Genomic DNA, 19753 nt, shown 5'->3' with positions numbered 1-19753 from the left:
TTTCCTTACTATTCTACTAGTTTTTTGTCTATTCGTCAACCAATCTTTTAACTTGGTAAGGTAAATAAAACAATTGTAGGAAGAGACCTGCTCCTACAAGAGCCAACAAGGCTATTTTTTCTTGAAAAACTACTGCTCCAACTAGCAATTCCAACAAAAGAACGACACTTCCAACACCGAGCACTATCTGTTTCAAACCCTTCTCTTTTTCACCCTTTTCTAAAGGAAAGAGCTGGGTCAAGTACTGGTAGTCAAAGGCACGATAGAGAGCCAACAACTGGAAGAGCATAAGGTAATTAAACAGGACAACCACTGCCGTCGCAATCCAAGATTGCTCGATAAAGATCACAGCTAACAAGGATAGGAGCAAGAGGCGGAGACTGAGGGCAAGGAGGTCTCCATTTCGCAGATAAGAACGAAGATAGAGGTTTTGCCAGATCTTGCTCGGCACTTTCTGAACTGCTTTAAGGATAAAATCCAGATAAGCGCGACGTTTGACACTATTTGAAACGCCCTTGACCTGAGTAAAGAGAGCAAAGAAACGAAGCAAGACTTGCTTGCGCTTGCTTTCTTGGGCAATCACATAGTCCCAGTCGAGGCCAGTATCAGTATAAAATTTACTGGCTTTTTGATGAAAGACTATGTACTTCGCTGCTCCTAGTAAAAGCACATAGATGAGAAAAACTGGCAAGCCATAACCCATGGCTAAAAATAAGGGCGCAAATAAAAGCAAGAAAAGGGTTTGGACAAAGAGCCAAAAGACCAGTGAGCGTACTGTCTGCCCTTTGAGGTGAGACTTAACCTCTTCTTCACTGACTAAGAGAAAGAGTTTGTCCGGTCCTTCCATGTAGGTCGCGATTCCTCCCCAAGCCCAAAGCAAGGCAGATACAATCCCCAAAAACAAGAGGATAGGCCAATGATTTTCAGGAAAATCTTGCAGGAGTTGACTGTACTGGTAAGCTAAAAAACCGATGAGAACTAGTAGGAACAAGACAAAGTGGTCATTGAGAACATAACGCAGATAACCGACACACTCTTTACGAAAAGCCTGCTTTCGCTTTAAAAACAAGTCTTTCATAGCTCCTCCTCTTTGGTCAGAGCCAAGTAAATGTCGTTCAGGCTAGCCTCAGGCATGTCAAAGGCCTCGCGGAGTTGCTGAAGGTTCCCCTGAGCCCTCACCTCCCCCTTGTGGAGAATAACAAAGGCGTCACACATCTTCTCCGCCGAGTCCAGCACGTGGGTACTCATGAGGATAGACTTGCCTTTTTGCTTTTCTACTTCCAAAAGCTGAATCAAGTCAGAAATAGCCAGCGGATCGAGCCCAAGGAAAGGCTCATCCACGATAAAGAGGCTCGGATCCACCACAAAGGCACAGATAATCATGACCTTCTGCTTCATCCCTTTGGAGAAATGCACAGGAAACCAATCTAATTTTTGATCCAAACGAAACATTTTTAACAAAGATTCTACTCGCTCAAAAGCCACATTTTGTTCAATACCGTAAGCCATAGCCACCGTTTCGATATGCTCTCTGAGGGTCAATTCCTCGTACAAGCTAGGCGTCTCTGGGATGTAACCAATCTGCTTGCGGTAGCTAGTCGCATCTTCTCGCAGGGTCAAACCATTAATCTTAATTTCCCCACTGTAAGGCGTCAAAAGACCGATAATCTCATTGATAGTCGTTGATTTCCCAGCACCGTTAAGACCAATCAAACCAACCAACTGCCCACTTTCAACTGTAAAGGACACATCTTTCAAGACAGGGACGTGAACATAGCCTCCTGTCAGGTTTTTAATTTCTAACATATTTTCTCCGAATCTGGTATAATGTAGCTATATTATATCAAAATTCAATACAGTAGAGGTGGATTTTATGTCAGATTGCATTTTTTGTAAGATTATCGCAGGGGAGATTCCTGCTTCAAAAGTATACGAGGATGAACAGGTTCTTGCCTTCCTTGATATCTCTCAAGTAACACCTGGACATACCTTAGTAGTACCAAAAGAACATTATCGCAATCTTTTGGAGATGGATGCTACCAGCGCTAGCCAACTCTTTGCATCAGTGCCAACAGTGGCTCAAAAAGTCATGAAGGCTACCAAGGCTGCCGGAATGAATATCATCGCCAACTGTGAGGAAGTTGCTGGTCAAACAGTCTTTCATACTCACGTGCATCTCGTACCTCGCTACGGTGCAGAAGATGACCTCAAGATTGACTTTATCGCTCACGAACCAGACTTTGACAAACTTGCCCAAGTCGCTGAAACCATTAAAAATGCTTAAGGAGATGCCATGAAACTATCAAATCTACTGCTATTCGCAGGAGCTGCAGCTGGAAGTTATTTTGTCGTGAAAAATCGCCAAGCCATTCAGGATGAAGTACTAGATACAACTGACCGCGTCGAAGCTATCAAGGATGATTTGGATATCATCCAAAACAGCCTACAAATCATCGACCAACAAAAAGCCCTTATCAAGGAATACCAAAAAGATTTAACCTATAAATTCAAAGTCTTGGAAAAAGATTTCCAGACTAGACTAGCTGTGATAAAAGAAACACAGGAATTTGAGGATAAGTAAAAAGAGCCCGACGGCTCTTTTTAAAAATGTAAACAAGTTATATCCCATCAACTATACATCATAATTTAGGCAACCCATTCACCATTTCACAACTAAATCGAAGACTTTCCGCCGTAATGAAAACATCTGAAACAGCTTGGTTTCAGGTGTCCGGAAACTTTGAGACCTAGGCTCAAAGTTTAGGTATGGAACTTCGAAGAAGATCGCTAACGTCCGTCATTACTTAAGGAAAGTTTTAAAAAATCTATAAGCAAAAAGAGCCCAAGGGCTCTTTTTGCTTATACTCAATGAAAATCAAAGCGCAAACTAGAAAGTTAGCCGCAGGCTGCTCAAAACACCGTTTTGAGGTTGTAGATGAGACTGACGAAGTCAGTAACCATATCTACGCCAAGGCAACGCTGACGTGGTTTGAAGAGATTTTTGAAAAGTATTATTCACCGTTTCATAACTAAATCGAAGACTTTCCGCCGTAATGAACACACCTGAAACTTTGAGACCTAGGCTCAAAGTTTAGGTATGGAACTTCGAAAAAGGTCGCTAACGTCCGTCATTACTTAAGGAAAGTCTTAAAAAATCTAAAAACAAAAAGAGCCCAACGGCTCTTTTTACTTTTATTCTCCTTCAAAGGCATCTTTTATATGGTCAAAGAAGCCTTTTTTCTTTGGATTGACTTTCAAATCACCTGCAGCTGCGAATTCTTTCAAGGCTGCTTTTTGGCGTTCGTTCAAGCCTGTAGGCGTCACGACATTAACAGTGACGTATTGGTCACCAACAGCACCACCACGAAGACTTGGAGCTCCCTTACCACGTAGACGGAATTTCTTGCCAGTCTGAGTTCCCTCTGGAATCACCAATTCAACATCACCGTGAACGGTTGGGATATCGACAGTATCACCAAGAGTTGCTTGGACGATATTGAGGTTTAACTTGTAGAAAATAGTTGTTCCTTCACGTTCAAATTTATCGCTTGCTTCTACAGAAACTACTACATACAAGTCTCCATAAGGACCACCGTTAAAGCCTGCCTCCCCTTGACCAGCTAGACGAATTTGTTGGCCAGTTTCGACACCTGCTGGAATTTTCACATGGACACTGTGGGCTTGTTTTTCATGACCTGTTCCATGACAAGTTGTACATGGATCTTTAATTTCTTTTCCGCGACCATGACAGACATCACAGGTTACTTGGCGACGCATCATACCAAGCGGTGTTTGAGTATCGACGTTGATTACACCAGAACCGTGACAGCGTCCACAAGTAACTGGACTTGTTCCAGGCTTAGCACCTGATCCGTTACAAGTACGACAGCTTGATTCACGATTGTATTTGACTTCTTTTTCAGTACCAAAGATGGCTTCTTCAAAAGTCAAATTGACGCGATACTGGAGATCATCACCCTGGCGAGGAGCGTTAGGATTGCGTGAAGCACCACCTCCGCCGAAGAAACTTGAAAAGATATCCTCAAATCCACCAAAGCCACCTGCTCCGTCGAATCCACCGAAACCTCCTGCTCCACCAAAGCCACCGTTGGCTCCAGCCGCACCATATTGGTCGTAAGCAGCACGTTTCTGTTCATCACTTAAAGTCTCATAGGCTTCTTGAACTTCCTTGTACTTGTCCTCAGCACCAGGCTCTTTGTTGATATCTGGGTGATATTTTTTAGATAATTTCCGATAGGCTTTCTTGATCTCATCTTGAGATGCATTCTTTGAAACGCCCAAACGGTCATAAAATTCAGTATTGTTCATTTAAGATACCAAGACCGAAAAATTCGACTGAAAAATAGGAAATCTGACGCAGGAGCGATGCTCCTAGACAGATTTATCTTTTTTCCGAGAATTTAGGTCGGGTTCAGTTCCTTTCTTTCATATTGAGTAAGAAACTTAAGAGCTCGAGTTCAATTTCTCGAACACTCTTTGTTCCTTTCTATTGATATTGTGAATTAAACCACTATTTAGGTCGGGTTCAATTCCTTTCTTTTATATTCCTAAATAAATGAGATTCAGTCCCCTTTTACCGAAAAACAGAGGCTGGGTTGCAACCTCTGGATTTCCTTATTTTATTACGGTTTATAATTTTCTAAAAAGTATAGAACCCTATGTTTGTTTGTCCATTCCTTTTCAGACTTTGAACTTAAACGACGAATCCATACTAATCGGAGCATATACAAAATTACAATAGCACCCGATATATACACAGGTAAATTAATAACATTAGGATCTTTTTCTGATAGTTCAAATGGAATTGTAATAGCAAGTGTTAATGCTGCTGCAACCGTTGGTGTGAAAACGGAAGACAAAATATTATTTAATGATGAATCCATTTGTTCCGAGCGTAACCTAGCTACGTGAATTTTTTCCTTGTATAATTCTAATTCATCTACACGATCACTTGTGAAATATTCTCTTATTTGGCTCTTGGTACTTTCTAGATCTTGTTTTGCTTCTCTGCAAAGTTGATTATATAGGTCAACGTGGTTTCTATTTGTAAAATCTAATGTCATCTTACTTTTCCGTAAACTCTCCGTCTACGACGTCATCGCCTGCGTTTCCTGTTGCTTGTGCGCCTTCTGCTCCTGCTTGAGCTTGTTGGGCTGTTGCGGCTTGTTCGTAGAGTTTAACAGCAAGTCCTTGTGCTTTTTCGTTCAAGGCTTCAAGTTTTGCTTTCATGTCGTCCAAGTTGTTGTCTTCTTGCGCTTTCTTAAGGTCATCAAGGGCAGCTTGGGCAGCATCACGTTCTGCATCGAAGCCTTTGCCTTCAGTTTCCTTGATTGTCTTTTCAGTCGCAAAGATAGCTTGGTCTACTTCGTTACGAAGGTCAACTTCTTCTTTACGTTTCTTATCTGCTTCAGCGTTTGCTTCTGCATCCTTCATCATGCGATCGATTTCTTCGTCTGTCAAACCTGAGTTAGATTGGATAACGATTGTTTGTTCTTTTTGAGTTCCAAGATCTTTGGCTTTAACAGATACGATACCGTTCTTATCGATGTCAAATGTTACTTCGATTTGTGGAATACCACGAGGTGCAGCTGGGATATCTGTCAATTGGAAACGTCCAAGAGTCTTGTTATCTGCTGCCATCGGGCGTTCCCCTTGAAGAACGTGGATATCAACGGCTGGTTGGTTGTCTGCTGCAGTTGAGAAGACTTGTGATTTAGAAGTTGGAATTGTAGTATTGCGGTCGATGAGTTTTGTGAAGACACCACCCATTGTTTCGATACCAAGTGACAATGGTGTTACGTCAAGAAGGACAACGTCTTTGACATCACCAGTAATCACACCACCTTGGATTGCAGCACCCATGGCAACAACTTCATCAGGGTTCACTGATTTGTTTGGTTCTTTACCAGTTTCAGCCTTAACAGCTTCTACAACGGCTGGAATACGAGTTGAACCACCAACAAGGATGACTTCGTCAATGTCTGACAGGCTCAAACCTGCATCTGAAAGGGCTTGGCGAACTGGAACTTTTGTACGTTCTACAAGGTCACGAGTCAAATCGTCAAATTTCGCACGAGTCAAGGTCATTTCCAAGTGAAGAGGTCCAGCTTCACCAGCAGTGATAAATGGCAAGCTGATTTGTGTTGAAGTCACACCAGAAAGGTCTTTCTTCGCTTTTTCAGCTGCGTCTTTCAAACGTTGAAGAGCCATCTTGTCGTTTGACAAGTCGATACCATTTTCTTTCTTGAATTCTGCTACCAAGTGGTCGATAATCTTTTGGTCAAAGTCGTCACCACCGAGTTTGTTGTCCCCTGCAGTTGACAATACATCGAAGACACCGTCACCGAGTTCAAGGATAGAGACATCGAAGGTACCACCACCAAGGTCGAATACCAAGATTTTTTCTTCTTTGTCAGTCTTGTCCAAACCGTAAGCAAGAGCTGCTGCAGTTGGCTCGTTAACGATACGTTCTACTTCAAGACCAGCAATTTTACCAGCGTCTTTAGTTGCTTGGCGTTGAGCGTCGTTGAAGTAAGCTGGAACTGTGATAACAGCCTTGGTTACTTTTTCACCAAGGTATTCTTCAGCGTAACCTTTCAAATATTGAAGGATCATAGCTGAGATTTCTTGTGGAGTGTATTCTTTCCCGTTAGCAGAAACTTTTTCAGAAGTTCCCATCTTAGATTTGATAGAGATAACTGTATCTGGGTTTGTAACTGCTTGGCGTTTTGCAGCGTCACCAACGATGATTTCTCCGTTTTTGAATGACACTACAGAAGGGGTTGTGCGGTTTCCTTCTGGGTTTGCGATGATTTTTGATTCAGTTCCTTCAAGAACTGCTACTGCTGAGTTTGTTGTACCTAAGTCAATACCGATAATTTTAGACATGTGTTTTTTCTCCTTAAATTTATCTTTTTTCTTTTTGATACTCTTCTTAAGTGGCGGCGCCGTCAGAGCTTGACCTCGTCAATCTCTTTGACTAAACTTTGAGCCTAAGGTCTCAAAGTTTGCGCAAATAGCGCCACGGCGAAGAGTATCGCCTTTGGTTCGCTTCGCTTACTATTGCAAAGCTGAACAACTTTCTTAACTTTCTTCATAGTTTAGTGTCATTTCGGACAAGTTTTCTATTATGTAAATTGCGACATGAGGAGTCGAAATTATACGCAGTAGCTGATTGGCAGTTCACTTCGCAAATGCTTGTGACCAACCTAATCACCCTTGCGGGGGTGCGTCAACGAAATCACAGATTTCTGACTTACCACATAGTTGAACACGCCCTAAGCTCTGTGTAAAAAAGATAGATTTCCTTGTGTTCATCGAACACTTCGTCAATCTCCTATTTTTACTGTGAGCTTTTTACGGGCTTTGTATCCTAGTTATAAACCACCACCATTGCTGGTCTTAGGATGCGGTCATGGAGTTTGTAGCCTTTTTGGAAGACTTGGGCGATGGTATCTGCTGGATGTTCATCGTCTGCTGGGAGAGTTTGGATGGCCATATGATAGTTATGGTCAAATTCGCCGTCAGCTGCGATTTCTTCGATTCCTTCTTCTTTCAAAGCGTGAATCAAGCTCTCTTGCACCATCTCCAATCCTTTTTTAACATCGTCTGTCAAACCTTCAACTGCTAGTGCACGTTCTAGGTTATCGAGTGATGGTAAGATTGCTTTTGCCAGGTCTTGGCTACGATAACGTTGCAAGTTTTGACGTTCTTCATTGGCACGGCGTTGAATATTTTGCATTTCTGCATGAGCGCGAAGGTATTTGTTTTCGAACTCATCTGCACGTTCATTTGCCAAGTCCAACTCAGACTTCTCAGGAGTTGTTTCTTCTACTGTTTCCACAACTTCCTCTTCTTTCATTTCTTCGTTTTTTTTATCTTGGGCCATTTTCGCCTCCTTTAATGATTTCAATCTTAATGTACTTCGTAATGATTACTGCTGAGATAGCGGTAAAAATCTGTCAACTTCATGGTCAAAACACGATTGACCACATTGACTTGGTTAACCAATTGCTGGTAATCCAGATTGACCGGGCCGATAATCGCTAGAATTCCAAAACCCCGATAAGGAATGAGGAATTTACTGCTAATCACCGCCAAGTTAGCTAGACAGGATTCCTGACTGTCCGCAACACGAACATTTTGCATCTGATCTTCATGCAGACCCTCACGAATCTCCAGAGCCACTTTCTGTGGTTGGTCAAAGAACTGATAGGCTGCTAGATTGGCAAAATTCAAGAGATTGACCTTGCCAGATACTACAATGTTTTCGTTGAACATTTCTTTAAAAATGTGTTCAAAGAGATCCATGACATTGTCCGTAGTTGTGAAGTAACGCTGGATAATCTGCGGAATCTCTGTCCGAATCTTGTAGTGAATATCTAAAACTGTATGACCGAGGAAACGTTCTTGAATGATGCTCTTCAGTTTCAGCAAATCTTCCTGCAAGAAGTTCCTTGGAATCAGAAATTGACTGGTAACCGTTCGGGACTCGTCTAGGGTAAATACTGCCAAAGCTGTATGTTGCCCCAAAACAACGATATCAAAGGCTGTCAACCGTTGCTTGCTCGGTTCAACATCCAGTGCTACTACCGTGCAGTCACTCAGGTCTGCCAGTAGATTAGCAGCTTCTTGCAGAATATCCTCCAATTTGAAGAATTCCTGATCAAAGGCTTTGACAATCTCATAAACCTCATTCTCAGCCAGTCTGTCAAAAGCCAGCGAGTGTTTCACATAGTACTGAAAACCAGCAACACTTGGCATCCGACCGCTTGAGGTATGAGCCTTCTCAAGCAAACCCTGCTTCTCTAGAGCCGCCATATCATTACGAATGGTAGCACTACTAGAATTAATAGACTCTTGTAGCGCCTTGGATCCGACAGGTTCGTGCGTTTTGGTAAAGATGTCAATAATCAGATTTAAAATATCCTGCTGACGCTCTGTAACCATCTCATCACTCCTCTCTGTCCGATCGCTTAGCACTCCATACATCCGAGTGCTAACTCATGATTCTATTATACACCCTTAGAAGAGAATGTCAAGACAAAAACTCAAAAAATTAGCACTCTTTTGTCAAGAGTGCTAAAAATCAGTCTGAAGACCTAGAAACTTATTTTTCATCTACTTGGTATTTCCTTTTAAGTCTGAAAAAACCATAGATTAGATAAGAAATTAAGCAAGCGTATAAAACGAAAATAATAAAGAAAGACTGAGACAAGTTTTCTCGATACAAACTCATGCAAACAACAAGACCACCTGAGAGAGTAGCCATACAGGAACGAAGTCTAGACCGCATAACTTTCCATCCAAGACCCTTACTCATATAGACTTTCTCTTCTGAAAGTATATCAGAAGCTGGTTTACGAAGAATTGAACAAAAACCTGTTTCTATCAATTCCCAACCGCTATTTCTAAAATCTTGTAGTTCATGCTTATACTTTTTAAGAAATCTAGAATCATAGATATGATAGATGACATCATCTGGTTGGCATTGTTCAAAATAGAAAAAACCAAAACGATTAGTTCTATATCTCCAACCTTTCAATTGCATCTCATGTAAATATTCTTCTTCCTTGTCCAAATCAACTATTGTAAAAATCCGAAATTTTACCTTGCTATTCATTGTCTTACCCCAAAATTAGAAAATATGCCTGGTGTTATTTATTAGATAATTCTTTCCACTTTTGAAACAATCTCCAACAAATATAAGAAATCTGAATCGCAAGAACCAACAATAAAACACAATCTATGATAGTAAGCAAAAACACTAGCCCGCTAAAAACGTCTCTTTCACTGAGCAACTTTAAGAACAACGGAATCAGCATTGACAAGAAAAACAAAACAGGAAGCAACCGCAGTCTTAAAATCCGATGAACCATATCCAACTTCTCGGTAGCATCATTATAAATTTCAAACTCTGCATTCGATTCAATCTCAGAATGTGATTTTCTAAAGTAGGAAAAACCATTAAAGTCTGTAATATGCTCCCAACCACAGTCTTTAAATAATTGTAAATAGGAGGCTCTCTCTGATTTTTTCATAGGATAAAAGTCCAACTGATAAGACACCTGCTCAGGTTGACACTTTTCAAAGGTATACTTAACTGCAAACAACAAGATAGAATAGCTTACTTTCCTAAGTTTCCAGCCCTTGGCATGCATTTCTCTAAAGTATAGAACCTCCCTATCATAATCCGCAATGGTAAAAATTCGGTAAACACTTTTCTTTTCCATCATCCTTCCTCCCGACTATTTCTGTAAAGTCGTTCAATACGTTTCAATTCAATATCTAAGACTTTGCGTCCCAAATCTGTTATCTGATAAATTTTCCGTTTTTCCTCTTCTCGGACAAAGAAAATCAAGCCATCCTTTTCCATCTTTGACAAGGTCCCATACATGGTCCCTGGACTAATCGAAACTTGCGAATCTGTCATCTCCTTGACCTTTTGTGTGATACCATATCCATGGTTCTCCTTCTGTAAACAAAACAAGATATAAAAACCCGTTTCAGTCATAGGAAGGTAAACACGTCTAATCTTATCTGTTAATTCCATTTAACCACACCTCCTATTTAATTCGATATATCGTGATTCGTTATATAAACTATATCACAGTTCGATATAAAATGCAAAAAAAGATCACCCTCAGGCAATCTTTCTTCTATATTAGTAAAGATCAAGATAATTATCAACTTCCCATTGTGACACAAAGGTTGCATAGCTAGCCCATTCGATACGCTTAGCTTCAAGGAAGCTCGTATAGATGTGTTCACCTAGGGCAGCTTTGACTACTTCGTCCTCAGTCAAAGCTTTCAAAGCGTTGTGAAGCGTTGATGGAAGGTCTGTGATCCCAGCTTCCTTACGTTCTTCAGCAGTCATGATGTAGATATTTTCTTCGATAGGAGCTGGTGCTTCGATTTTGTTTTCAATACCATGCAAACCAACTTCCAATAGAACTGCCATAGCGATGTATGGGTTTGCCATCGGGTCCACTGAACGCAACTCAAGACGAGTTCCCATACCACGTGAAGCTGGTACGCGCACAAGTGGCGAACGGTTACGACCAGCCCAAGCAATGTAAACAGGCGCTTCATAACCAGGAACCAAACGTTTGTATGAGTTAACTGTTGGGTTCATGATAGCAGTATAGTTATAGGCATGCTTAATCAAACCACCAAGGAAATGGTAGGCCGTTTCAGACAACTGCATTCCTTTTGGATCATTTGGATCAAAGAAGGCATTATTTCCTTCTGCATCAAACAAGGACATATTACAGTGCATACCTGATCCAGCGATACCAAATTTTGGTTTCGCCATAAAGGTTGCGTAAAGACCGTGTTTGCGAGCAATGGTTTTTACTACGAGTTTAAAGATTTGAATCTTATCACAGGCACGGAGGACTTCATCATACTTGAAGTCAATTTCATGTTGTCCAACCGCAACCTCGTGGTGACTCGCTTCTACTTCAAATCCCATTTTGGTCAAGACATTCACGATTTCACGACGTGTATTGTCCGCAAGGTCTGTAGGCGCCAAGTCGAAGTAGCCACCCTTGTCATTTACCTCAAGAGTTGGATCGCCATTTTCATCCAGCTTAAAGAGGAAGAATTCTGGTTCTGGCCCAAGGTTGAAGGATTTGAATCCTACTTCTTCCATATGACGAAGTGCACGCTTGAGGTTGCCACGTGGATCACCTGCAAAAGGTTCGCCTTCTGTTGTATAGACATCACAGATCAGACCTGCAACACTTCCATTTTCATCTCCCCAAGGGAAGACTGTCCATGTGTCCAAGTCTGGATACAAGTACATATCTGACTCATTGATACGTACAAAACCTTCAATAGAAGAGCCATCAAACATGGCTTTGTTTGACAAGACCTTATCTAACTGTTCATCTGTAGCAGGAATTTCGACGTTTTTCATGGTTCCCAGAATATCTGAAAACATGAGACGGATAAAGGTAACATTTTTTTCCTTGACTTCACGACGAATATCTGCAGCTGTGATTGGCATGGGTTTTCTCCTTAATATATGACTACTTGCGATTGCCTAACCGCGACCAAAAGGCGACTGCGCTGAAGCAAAGCGTCCCTGCTGGAGGAGCTCATTATGAAGCGCACGACGCACTTCCGTTGGGCTCACTGCTTTCTTGGATTTCGCCTCACGTTCAGCATATTTCTTCTTAATGGCAGCGATATTGAAACCTTCAGAGATATAATCTTTGATCTCAAGCAATCGATCCATGTCATTCAAAGAATACATACGACGGTTCCCTTCGTTTCGATCAGGCTTTATCAACTCTTGATCTTCATAATAACGAATCTGACGCGCCGATAGATCGGTCAACTTCATCACACTACCGATAGGAAAAACAGCCATATTTCGACGAAATTCTTTTTCCTTCATTTACAATTTCCTTCTTTCTGTCTATTATAGTCTAAAAAAATCCATACGTCAATTAATAATGTCACAAAATGTAACATTATTTTCTTTTTTTCTCTAAAAGATTTCTGAAACGATCAATATCATAATTTACGAGTATTGCCACAAAAACACCCATAAAAGTTTCAAATACACGAGCAAACACGTACAAAATTGTCTCCCCGCTCGGTATCGATAGGGTAATAATCAACATTGCCGAAACTCCGCCGATAACTCCCGCCTTATTATTCATGGCAACATTTGTCATAATGGTTAACATGGTGCAGATTGGAACGATCAGCAAGGTCACCCAAAAGGCTTCTTGAAATAGAGTGTTTAAAAGGAAGAAAACAAGGGCATAGAAACCTCCGATACTGTTTCCTAGAATGCGTGATGTCCCAAAATGAACACTCTTGTCAAAGCTTTCTCTCAAACTAAAGACTGCTGTCAAAGCCCCAATTTGAAGTCCCTTCCAACCAAAAAATCCAAAAATCAAGAGAACTAAAAAAACAGCAATTCCGGTTTTAAAGGTTCGTAGACCAAGCTTGAACTGTGACTTATCAAATCTATATTTTTTAAAATAACCCATAATCTCAACTTTCTATTTCCATTTTATCATAAATTAGTTGATTTTATGAGCCAAAATCAATAGGAAACGTTTTTAATTTAAGGCTATAAAAAAGAGGAAACAGAGTCCCTCTTTTCTACGATTTCATCTAAGAAAGCTTATTTTTCAGTCAAAGCTGCAAGTCCTGGCAATACTTTACCTTCAAGGAGTTCCATTGATGCTCCACCACCAGTAGAGATCCATGAGAACTTGTCTGCACGGCCAAGGTTGATGGCTGCGGCAGCTGAATCTCCACCACCGATGATTGATTTCACGCCTGGTTGTTTCACGATAGCATCCATAACACCGATTGTACCAGCTTGGAAGTCAGAGTTTTCAAACACACCCATAGGTCCGTTCCATACAACTGTTTTGGCACCAGTCAAGGCTTCGTCAAACTTAGCAATTGATTTTGGACCGATATCCAAACCAAGGAAACCTGGGTCTACTGCTTCACCTTCAGTGTCTTTCACTTCAGTGTAGTCTGCAAATGCGTTTGCTTCTTTTGAGTCAACTGGCAAGATCAATTTGCCGTTTGCTTTTTCAAGAAGAGCTTTCGCAACATCCAATTTGTCTTCTTCTACAAGTGAGTTACCGATTTCGATACCTTGAGCTTTGTAGAATGTGTAAGTCATCCCACCACCGATAAGAACTTTATCAGCTTTTTCAAGCAAGTTTTCGATAACACCAATCTTGTCAGATACTTTTGAACCACCAAGGATCGCTACGAATGGACGTTCTGGAGCTTCAACTGCTTCTTGGATGTAGGCAATTTCGTTCTCAAGAAGGAATCCAGCAACTGCTTTTTCAACGTTTGCTGAGATACCAACGTTAGATGCGTGTGCACGGTGGGCTGTACCGAATGCATCGTTTACGAAGATACCATCTCCAAGTGATGCCCAGTATTTACCAAGTTCAGGATCATTTTTAGATTCTTTCTTGCCGTCAACATCTTCAAAACGAGTGTTTTCAACCAAGAGAACTTGTCCATCTTCAAGAGCGTTAACAGCGGCTTCCAATTCAGCACCACGTGTAACACCTGGGATAAATTTAACTTCTTGTCCCAATTTAGCAGCCAAGTCAGCAGCTACAGGAGCAAGTGATTTACCTTCTTTGTCTGCTTCTTCTTTTACACGTCCAAGGTGAGAGAAGAGGATTGCACGTCCACCTTGTTCAAGGATGTACTTGATAGTTGGAAGAGCTGCAGTGATACGGTTGTCATTGGTAATCACGCCATCTTTAACAGGTACGTTGAAGTCAACACGAACGAGAACTTTTTTCCCTTTCAAGTCAACGTCTTTAACAGTCAATTTTGCCATTAGATATGACTCCTTCTTTTTTTATACGTGTTAATTATATCACAAAATCCGCAAAAGAGATAGAAAAACCCTAAACTTTTCTTGTTCATTCTTATAATTAAAACTAGCATTTTTTAAAATCAAATCTAGAAAAACCTTATCAAATAAGTAATCAATGCGAGATAAAATAATCAAAACAAGGCTTGACCGACTTGCAGTCAAACCTTGTTTTTTAATTGTTATGAGAAATTCCAAGAATTCTAAATCGATTAGTCTTCTTTCTTCTTTCTAGCAAGCAAGCCATAGCCACTCATTACTCCGAGGAGTCCCAACGCTACTAGACTGGCATCTGTTTCTACACCAGTATTTGGAAGTTGATTTGTTGCTTTTTCAACTTTTACCGATGCTGCTAAAGACGCTTGGTCTGTTGTTTGTGAGTCTAGCTCTTCTTTTGTTCCAACTTCTGTGATTTCTGGGACAGCTTCCTTGAGAATTTCAGTTGAAAGAAGAGTGCGTTTGCCTTGGGCATCCACCTCTACAAAGTTGCGAACTTGACCTTCCACACCTGCTTGAACTAGCTGGCCTTGTCCTTTTAGAAGGCTTGCATTTGGTCGCTCTTGACGTTCGAAGGCCATTGTAGCCTCTTCAACTTCCAGTTTCGGAGTTGCTAGAACTAAATCTTTCACACCTTCAGCTGGTTGGTTACTTGATAGAACTTTTGTACCAACTTCAGTGATTTCTGGGATTGCTTCCTTGACTACCTCAGTCGAACGTAGAGTGCGTTTGCCTTGGATATCTACTTCTACAAAGTGACGATTTTGACCTTCAACTCCAGCTTGCACAACACGGCGTTGTCCTTTGAGAAGCTCGGCGTTTGGTCGCTCCTGACGTTCAAAGGCTACTGTATCCTCTTCAATTTCTAGTTTCGAAATTTCTAAAACTAGGTCTTTTACTCCCTCAGCTGGTTGGTTGCTAGACAGAACTTTTGTTCCAACTTCAGTAATTTCTGGGAGGGCTTCCTTGAGAACTTCAGTTGAACGAAGAGTGCGATTGCCTTGGGCATCTACTTCTACTAGACGACGAACTTGGCCTTCCGTTCCTGCTTGAACTAGCTGGCGTTGTCCTTTGAGAAGCTCGGTGTTTGGTCGCTCCTGACGTTCAAAGGCTGTTGTTTCAGTTTCAACAACTAGTTCAGGGAGGGCTTCAACTGTTGGAGCCACTTCATTTGGATCCATGCTTCCAACATGATGGCTTTCTTCTGCAGGTGCTAGTTTCTTATTCAACTTTTCTTTCATTTCCGCAAAAGCTTGTGGAGTTGGTGTTTGTGAAGACAACAAAGCTTCAGCTTGGGCAATCAACTCATCTTGAGAATCTTTTTCACGGACAGATTCGAGCAAACCTTCCAATTCTTCTCTAGCAGTTTGATAACGTTGATTTCCATCCAAGTCCCCTCCAGCTTGTTTCAATTCATTCAAGGCTTTGTTGACTTCTTCTTGACTGGCATCATGGTTTTCTGCAACAGCTTTCGCTGCATTAAGTTTCTCTACTAGTACAGCTTGTTTGTCCTCACTTGAGAAGGTATAGGCAAGGGTTGACTGGCGACCTTGGGCAGCAGTGATTTCTTGTTTGAGGTACTCATCGTTGACAGCTGCTTTTGGAGAAACCAAGACATCGAACTCAGCAGTGTGTCCCTTGTAATGCAAGGTCAAGGTTTGTCGTCCAGTCTTCTGAGCATCATAGCCCGTGATTTCAACACCTTGATCCGTAAAGGCATGACTTTCTTCTGTCTCATCATCATAGAGAACACCAAAGCGACCTTCAGAGAGATCCAGTTGATCTCCTACTAGATAGTCTGTTTTTGGTTTCTGAGTAATATACAAGCCCGCTACTTCTTTTGGTTTTCCTTCATCCTGTCCTGTCACTTGGACTTTCAGATCACCTGACACTGGTAAACCAAGGTATTGAAGTGTTAGGTTTTGTTCCCCTTTTTGATGAGCATCGTATCCAGATACCGTCACACCTGAGTGAGTAAGGTTAATCAGCTCGTCGGCTTGTTCCCCTTCGTATTGAACACGGAGGGTTCCGCCTCTGAGGTCAAGTTTTTCTCCCTCTTTGTAAACCGTCTTCTTAGGTCCTTTTTCAAGGATAACTGCAGCAATCTTTCTTTCATCCTGCGGAATCGCTACAGCCAAGGTGTTACTGATTTCTTTGCCAGGTAGTTGGGTGCGATAATAGAGGAGATTTGGTTGCTTGTCAAAGGCCAATGGTGCTGTTGCCAGGTCGCCACCAGTTTCAGTCTTCAAGGTTGCAATTGGTGTTTGTGAATCTGCCTTGTCGTAAACGGTGATGGTTGCGCCTGCTGGAACATCAGAGAAGCCTAGTTGAACTTGGTGGTTTCCAAGTGAACGAGCAGCTACCTTAGCCATTGGAATATTTTGACTTTCTGTGTCCAAGGTTTCGTACATCTTCCAGTTGTAGATACGAATGGCCTTCCAAGGTGTTCCGTTATCAGATGTAATGACATGCAAACGCCAGTCTTGCGCGGTGATTGGTTTGTCAAGAGTGATATCTGTCACGTGCGCTTTATTGCCACGGACTTCCTTAGCTAGTTTCCACTCGCCATCTGTATCCTTGTAGTAAAGATCAAAGTCCTTGGTGTTCATCAAACCATCGTTAACAGACTCACCACCAGCTCCCGCATGATCCATTACCCATCTGACAACACGACGTGGTTGGGTCAAACGAATATCCACACTACCGCTCAACTGAGCTGAAGACCACTTATCTGACAAGCTAGTAATGGTACCGTTCAACATGCCTTCGATGCCTTCACCGCCTTCGGTATTCGGGAAGGTGCTGCCGATAACCGTTGCCCCTGGAACAATATTTTCAGCCAAAGGTCTTGGGAGAGTTGTATCCTGAACAGTCATGCCCCAGTTAAAGGAAGCCGTCGCCGCTTCAGAACGAAGTCCATTCTTACCAACTGCAACGACTTTCAATTCTTGAGTCCTACCAGTCGCATTAGCAGAACGGCTAACTTTTGGCAAGTAGATGGTTGAAGCAGATGAACCCGTCAACAAACGCCAGTTGTCACCGTCTTTTTCATAGACTTCATAGAAATCTGCATCTTGGTTACCCGAAAATTGAACCACCGCTTCAGCTTCTTGGGCATTCTTAAGAGATTGCTTCACCACAGAGAGATCTGTAGGTGCTTGTGGTGCTTGGTGATTGTCCGAGATAGTTAATTGTCCTAGGTTGAACTGATAATCTTTTACAGCACCTTCATGTTCGAAGAAGAGTTTAACTGCATAGATGGTTTTACCTGCTAGTGAGCCAAGGTCAATTTCTTCATTTGTCCAGTTATCAGAAAGAGTCAGTTCTTTCCATGCCTCTGCATCCTCAAATTTGTAGTCTGGAGTCGTAGAGAAGGCCATATAAACTTTCGAGCCTTTTCCTCCCTTGTGGGCAACCCGAAGTTTGGTTTTCTCCGTTACTTCTAATTTAGTAGAATACAAATTCACATCTTGGTCCGTCTTGCCAGCTACATCACCTGAGAATTTAAGGGAGTTCCCACCGTTATAGGCATCTGTAAAATCATATTCTGCACGGAGTTTTTCACCCGTTGAAGTCTGCCACCAGCGCCATGTTGGTAAGACAACTGAAACAGAACGGTAGTTCCATTCAGAATCCTTAGAAACTTTGCCATCTACAAACCACTTTCTACCATGACCTGTATTAAAAGAGGTAGTGAAGGTGCGTCCCACTGCTGGTGTGCGGTCCGCAACTAAATTGGCAATTCCATACCACTCTTTATCACCTGGTTTTTGAGCTGTTGGATCCCCTTGGTAACCTGTAAAGAAGATGTCTTCATTCTTGTGGTAGTCTTCACCTGTTTTTCCTAAACTGGTAATCGTATCTGGTGCAAAAAGTCCAAGTGACAAACGCAACTTACCTTTTTCATCCAAGAGAGCATCCCATTTGACTTTGGTCTTATAAGAACCACCTTGTTGCAATTCCAAGCCTGCAAAGACATCATATTGGCTACGTTCTAGCCATTTGGCCATCTCTACGGAGTGGTCATTCTTTTCCTTGTTCCAGTTGAAATTGGCAAAAAATTGATCTGCAGGGACTTTGTCACCTTCTTTTTGCATGAACTGGTAGTTGTAATCACCTAGACCATCTTCGTGGTAACGACCATATTTGTAGGTCATGGCATCGTACCAAGCATACTTGATTGGGTGGTTGACTTTAGCCGCGTATTCTTTTGTATAGAGCATGAATTGGCGCATTTTTTCACCAAGAGGTGCTACCAATTCCCCCGTTGTTTCCTGATTAATGAAATAGCCATCAAAGCCATAGTACTTAGCAAGATCGACAAGTTTCCGTGCGATAGGGAAGGTGCCATCTGCGTCTTGTTTCAAGGCAGCTGCAAATTTCTCTTGGTCGGCAATGCTATTTGACCAGTTGAAAAAGAGTGTTCCATAAACGGGAACTCCGTTGCGGTGACCGGCATCAATGACATCTGGAGTTGGAACTAGACCTTCCCAGAAGACCATTGAATCCAAGTATTGCCAGTAATCAAAGGCGTAGGCCTTGAATTCTTCTCCACCAACCGAAGCGTGGTCTTTGGCCTTTGAGTTGGTATTTGCCAGCGCCTGGACCTTGGCTCTTCTGCTTGCTTTTTCATTGACCAACTGCCCTCTGTGGCGCTTGGCGAGTTCAACTGAGGAACGGTTGATGGAATCATCCTCACGCGCACCCGGTTCCCATTTCAACAAATCCTCCCAAGTATCAAATTTGATTTCTTTTGGTCGGAGACTCTTTTCCTCATTTTTAGGAACGTCTGCTAGAGTCGGTTTGTCGGCTTTCTTCTCAGCTACTTGAGGTGCCTCCTCTGGTTTAACTTCTTCTTTTTCAGTTGGTTGAGCAGGTTTTTCAACTTTATCTGCCGGAGCGGGTTTTGCCTCTTCTTTTTCATTGACCAAATCAGCTATTGCTGGAGTGTTTTCTGAAATTGGCTGCTCAGCTACTTTGTTCTCTGTTTCCTCTAATTGTTTTTCAAGGGCTACAGTATCTGGATTAGCTGTTTCACTAGCGCTTGTAGCTTGGGCGCTCGTATTTGCAGCTGTTTCAGGGACTGCGACTTGTTCGGCAAGAGCTGGACTCACAAATAGAGCTGAACCAATCATCAAGGAACAGGCCCCGATTGACAGCTTACGAATACTGTAACGGCAACGTTTTTCAAAAAATAGATTTTTCATCTTATCCTCCTAATAAAATATAAAGTAAGCGCTTTACTTTTTGATAAAAAGTAACTGTTCTCAGTGCACACCACCAGAACAGGATCATCTTCATTTTATCCTATATGAAAGCGATGTCAATCTATTTAACATAAAAACTATAACTAGG

General features: G+C 41.9%; 17 protein-coding genes. 2 read left to right on the top strand and 15 right to left on the bottom strand.

Features of this window, described 5'->3' with window-relative positions:
* Positions 1-28: 28 nt before the first annotated feature.
* Positions 29-1078 carry an ABC transporter permease gene (locus tag MK385_RS09540; RefSeq protein ID WP_268725942.1) on the bottom strand — a complete coding sequence of 350 codons (1050 nt, stop codon included), beginning with the start codon at positions 1076-1078 and terminating at the stop codon, positions 29-31.
* Complete coding sequence (locus MK385_RS09535; protein WP_000889944.1) at positions 1075-1806, bottom strand: ABC transporter ATP-binding protein; 732 nt, start codon at positions 1804-1806, stop codon at positions 1075-1077. Before MK385_RS09535 ends, MK385_RS09540 begins: the two co-directional genes overlap by 4 nt.
* 67 nt (positions 1807-1873) lie before the next feature.
* Between MK385_RS09535 and MK385_RS09530 the strand changes: the two genes are divergently transcribed.
* Both MK385_RS09530 and MK385_RS09525 read left to right on the top strand, forming a co-directional pair.
* Positions 1874-2284, top strand: coding sequence for an HIT family protein (locus MK385_RS09530; protein ID WP_268725941.1), 411 nt, complete (start codon positions 1874-1876; stop codon positions 2282-2284).
* Positions 2285-2293: 9 nt separating this feature from the next.
* Positions 2294-2581: a hypothetical protein gene (locus MK385_RS09525; RefSeq protein WP_268725940.1), complete on the top strand. Its 288-nt coding sequence runs from the start codon at positions 2294-2296 to the stop codon at positions 2579-2581.
* Positions 2582-3192: 611 nt separating this feature from the next.
* Here the strand turns inward: MK385_RS09525 and dnaJ are convergent.
* From dnaJ to MK385_RS09460, 13 genes are all read right to left on the bottom strand, one after another.
* Entirely contained in the window at positions 3193-4329 is a 1137-nt protein-coding gene (dnaJ, locus tag MK385_RS09520) for a molecular chaperone DnaJ (protein ID WP_268725939.1), read from the bottom strand.
* A gap of 314 nt (positions 4330-4643) precedes the next feature.
* Complete coding sequence (locus MK385_RS09515) at positions 4644-5084, bottom strand: hypothetical protein (RefSeq protein WP_268725938.1); 441 nt, start codon at positions 5082-5084, stop codon at positions 4644-4646.
* 1 nt (position 5085) lies between these two features.
* On the bottom strand, positions 5086-6909 hold the full coding sequence (gene dnaK / locus MK385_RS09510; RefSeq protein WP_268725937.1) for a molecular chaperone DnaK: 1824 nt from the start codon (positions 6907-6909) through the stop codon (positions 5086-5088).
* Positions 6910-7393: 484 nt separating this feature from the next.
* Positions 7394-7909, bottom strand: a complete 516-nt coding sequence (gene grpE / locus MK385_RS09505) for a nucleotide exchange factor GrpE (protein ID WP_268725936.1) — start codon at positions 7907-7909, stop codon at positions 7394-7396.
* Positions 7910-7935: 26 nt separating this feature from the next.
* Positions 7936-8970: a heat-inducible transcriptional repressor HrcA gene (gene hrcA, locus MK385_RS09500; protein WP_125414571.1), complete on the bottom strand. Its 1035-nt coding sequence runs from the start codon at positions 8968-8970 to the stop codon at positions 7936-7938.
* Positions 8971-9130: 160 nt separating this feature from the next.
* Complete coding sequence (locus MK385_RS09495) at positions 9131-9643, bottom strand: DUF2812 domain-containing protein (RefSeq protein WP_001086344.1); 513 nt, start codon at positions 9641-9643, stop codon at positions 9131-9133.
* Between the two features lie 34 nt (positions 9644-9677).
* Positions 9678-10253 carry a DUF2812 domain-containing protein gene (locus MK385_RS09490; protein ID WP_125414584.1) on the bottom strand — a complete coding sequence of 192 codons (576 nt, stop codon included), beginning with the start codon at positions 10251-10253 and terminating at the stop codon, positions 9678-9680.
* Positions 10253-10573: a PadR family transcriptional regulator gene (locus MK385_RS09485; RefSeq protein ID WP_000423976.1), complete on the bottom strand. Its 321-nt coding sequence runs from the start codon at positions 10571-10573 to the stop codon at positions 10253-10255. Before MK385_RS09485 ends, MK385_RS09490 begins: the two co-directional genes overlap by 1 nt.
* Before the next feature lie 111 nt (positions 10574-10684).
* Positions 10685-12031, bottom strand: a complete 1347-nt coding sequence (glnA, locus tag MK385_RS09480) for a type I glutamate--ammonia ligase (RefSeq protein WP_001122885.1) — start codon at positions 12029-12031, stop codon at positions 10685-10687.
* Between the two features lie 36 nt (positions 12032-12067).
* On the bottom strand, positions 12068-12424 hold the full coding sequence (glnR, locus tag MK385_RS09475; RefSeq protein WP_000659541.1) for a transcriptional repressor GlnR: 357 nt from the start codon (positions 12422-12424) through the stop codon (positions 12068-12070).
* Positions 12425-12500: 76 nt separating this feature from the next.
* The gene (locus MK385_RS09470) at positions 12501-13028 is read right to left on the bottom strand and encodes an FUSC family protein (protein ID WP_268725935.1); all 528 of its coding nucleotides are present in this window, start codon (positions 13026-13028) and stop codon (positions 12501-12503) included.
* 137 nt (positions 13029-13165) lie between these two features.
* Positions 13166-14365, bottom strand: coding sequence for a phosphoglycerate kinase (locus MK385_RS09465; RefSeq protein WP_268725934.1), 1200 nt, complete (start codon positions 14363-14365; stop codon positions 13166-13168).
* Between the two features lie 248 nt (positions 14366-14613).
* Complete coding sequence (locus MK385_RS09460) at positions 14614-19605, bottom strand: endo-beta-N-acetylglucosaminidase (RefSeq protein WP_268725933.1); 4992 nt, start codon at positions 19603-19605, stop codon at positions 14614-14616.
* Positions 19606-19753: the final 148 nt, after the last annotated feature.

The organism is Streptococcus oralis (assembly GCF_026782125.1).
Taxonomy (GTDB): domain Bacteria; phylum Bacillota; class Bacilli; order Lactobacillales; family Streptococcaceae; genus Streptococcus; species Streptococcus oralis_CE.
This window is presented reverse-complemented; position numbering and strand designations above follow the sequence as displayed.

Excerpts from the sequence above, each read along its gene's own strand:
- MK385_RS09460 (WP_268725933.1), bottom strand. The coding sequence starts at position 19,605 with ATGAAAAATCTATTTTTTGAAAAACGTTGCCGTTACAGTATTCGTAAG.
- MK385_RS09485 (WP_000423976.1), bottom strand. The coding sequence starts at position 10,573 with ATGGAATTAACAGATAAGATTAGACGTGTTTACCTTCCTATGACTGAA.
- MK385_RS09515 (WP_268725938.1), bottom strand. The coding sequence starts at position 5,084 with ATGACATTAGATTTTACAAATAGAAACCACGTTGACCTATATAATCAA.
- MK385_RS09495 (WP_001086344.1), bottom strand. The coding sequence starts at position 9,643 with ATGAATAGCAAGGTAAAATTTCGGATTTTTACAATAGTTGATTTGGAC.
- MK385_RS09530 (WP_268725941.1), top strand. The coding sequence starts at position 1,874 with ATGTCAGATTGCATTTTTTGTAAGATTATCGCAGGGGAGATTCCTGCT.
- MK385_RS09540 (WP_268725942.1), bottom strand. The coding sequence starts at position 1,078 with ATGAAAGACTTGTTTTTAAAGCGAAAGCAGGCTTTTCGTAAAGAGTGT.
- MK385_RS09535 (WP_000889944.1), bottom strand. The coding sequence starts at position 1,806 with ATGTTAGAAATTAAAAACCTGACAGGAGGCTATGTTCACGTCCCTGTC.
- glnA (WP_001122885.1), bottom strand. The coding sequence starts at position 12,031 with ATGCCAATCACAGCTGCAGATATTCGTCGTGAAGTCAAGGAAAAAAAT.
- MK385_RS09465 (WP_268725934.1), bottom strand. The coding sequence starts at position 14,365 with ATGGCAAAATTGACTGTTAAAGACGTTGACTTGAAAGGGAAAAAAGTT.
- grpE (WP_268725936.1), bottom strand. The coding sequence starts at position 7,909 with ATGGCCCAAGATAAAAAAAACGAAGAAATGAAAGAAGAGGAAGTTGTG.
- MK385_RS09525 (WP_268725940.1), top strand. The coding sequence starts at position 2,294 with ATGAAACTATCAAATCTACTGCTATTCGCAGGAGCTGCAGCTGGAAGT.
- MK385_RS09470 (WP_268725935.1), bottom strand. The coding sequence starts at position 13,028 with ATGGGTTATTTTAAAAAATATAGATTTGATAAGTCACAGTTCAAGCTT.
- dnaJ (WP_268725939.1), bottom strand. The coding sequence starts at position 4,329 with ATGAACAATACTGAATTTTATGACCGTTTGGGCGTTTCAAAGAATGCA.
- MK385_RS09490 (WP_125414584.1), bottom strand. The coding sequence starts at position 10,253 with ATGGAAAAGAAAAGTGTTTACCGAATTTTTACCATTGCGGATTATGAT.
- glnR (WP_000659541.1), bottom strand. The coding sequence starts at position 12,424 with ATGAAGGAAAAAGAATTTCGTCGAAATATGGCTGTTTTTCCTATCGGT.
- hrcA (WP_125414571.1), bottom strand. The coding sequence starts at position 8,970 with ATGGTTACAGAGCGTCAGCAGGATATTTTAAATCTGATTATTGACATC.
- dnaK (WP_268725937.1), bottom strand. The coding sequence starts at position 6,909 with ATGTCTAAAATTATCGGTATTGACTTAGGTACAACAAACTCAGCAGTA.